Source organism: Neobacillus drentensis (genome assembly GCF_036962765.1).
Taxonomy (GTDB): domain Bacteria; phylum Bacillota; class Bacilli; order Bacillales; family Cytobacillaceae; genus Neobacillus; species Neobacillus drentensis_C.
This window is the reverse complement of sequence record NZ_JBALOS010000401.1, coordinates 1-1258: the sequence shown is the minus strand read 5'-3', so window position 1 is coordinate 1258 and position 1258 is coordinate 1. Positions and strand designations below refer to the sequence as shown.

The window sequence follows — 1258 nt, the reverse complement described above, 5'->3', positions numbered from 1 at the left end:
AAAAAGGGGTGGTTTGAATGACATTAGCTTATTTATTACTAATTTTAGTTAATTTTTGCTATGCAATTCCATTAGTTATTAGTCAGGTTGCACTTGAACAAATCCCTATCTTCTTATTTATTGAAATTAGCTTTATTGCTGCTTTCGTTATATTATTTCCTTTGTCGATGATGAAGGAGAAAGTAAAGTGGAACAAACTCGGCAGAAAAAATTACGGTATGTTATTTGTTCAGGGGTTATTAATAAATGTTTTACTTAATATCTTTTTACTTTTTGGGATTAGTCATACAAGTGCTACCGCCACTGGGATCATCAATAGTTCAACGCCAGCGGTTATACTAATTCTCTCTTTCCTAATCTTACGTGAACGTATTAATCTTCTTTCAACCATAGCAATCCTTATGGCTGTAGCAGGTGTTGCTCTACAATCCTTTATTAGCCTTGGAGATAGCCCTAAAGTTTCTTTAATAGGTAATTTTTCAGTATTATTGGCCGTCCTTTCCCAATCATTTTTTGTAGTATATTCGAAAAAATATGCAGCAGAGGTACCTCCTATAACTACAGCCACTATAGTTATGTTAGTAGGCGTTATCTTATTTATTCCTTTTGCGGTTATGGATATGCAGAATTTCAATTGGGGTGCCGTTTCAGCTTCGAATTGGTGGATTGATATTATATATGGAGTAGTTGGTAATGCGCTAGCTCTCATCTTTTATTACATCGCAATTAAAAGGGTCCCTGCAAAAACGGTTGGGATTTTTGGATGTCTCCTTCCCATTATTACGACAGTGACGGCGGTGCTGGCTCTTGGAGAACCATTCACCATCATTCTTATCGTTTCACTTTGCAGTATACTCTTATCTGTTGTGATTGCAGTATTAGCTGATAGAAATAAAGAATCTGAGGTTACTTCAGCAGAACCTATGGATGAACTTCAAGTAAAACTTTAATATTACTTGAATTGCTAAGTCTTGAAATAAGAACTGATATTGAAGGCATTCCCTTTATTAAGAGGAATGCCTAATTAATCACTGATTTTATATGAATTTACTAGTACTTTTTGAATTCCTCCGCTGGCAGTTAAACCACCTCAAACAGGTCACTAACATTACCTAACTCGCTATTGGTAAGGAAATCTCAATCAAAGTTTCTTCATTCACCTTACTCTGATAGGTAATACTGCCTTCGTGCTGCTTAATAATTTTATGACATATCATTAGTCCGAGTCCGGTTCCCTTTTCTTTTAAGGTGTAAAAAG

At 35.3% G+C, this 1258-nt stretch carries 2 protein-coding genes; one reads left to right on the top strand and one right to left on the bottom strand.

Going from position 1 to position 1258, the window contains the following annotated elements; genetic code table 11:
• Positions 1 to 17 precede the first annotated feature (17 nt).
• The gene (locus V7137_RS30050; protein ID WP_335701458.1) at positions 18 to 950 is read left to right on the top strand and encodes a DMT family transporter; all 933 of its coding nucleotides are present in this window, start codon (positions 18 to 20) and stop codon (positions 948 to 950) included.
• Positions 951 to 1112: 162 nt separating this feature from the next.
• Here V7137_RS30050 and V7137_RS30045 read toward each other — a convergent pair.
• Positions 1113 to 1258 (bottom strand): ATP-binding protein (locus tag V7137_RS30045; RefSeq protein ID WP_335701459.1); only part of this gene is annotated, 146 nt, incomplete at its 5' end.

Bases quoted from the DNA above. Each gene is read 5' to 3' on its own strand.
- V7137_RS30050 (WP_335701458.1), top strand. From the start codon at position 18: ATGACATTAGCTTATTTATTACTAATTTTAGTTAATTTTTGCTATGCA.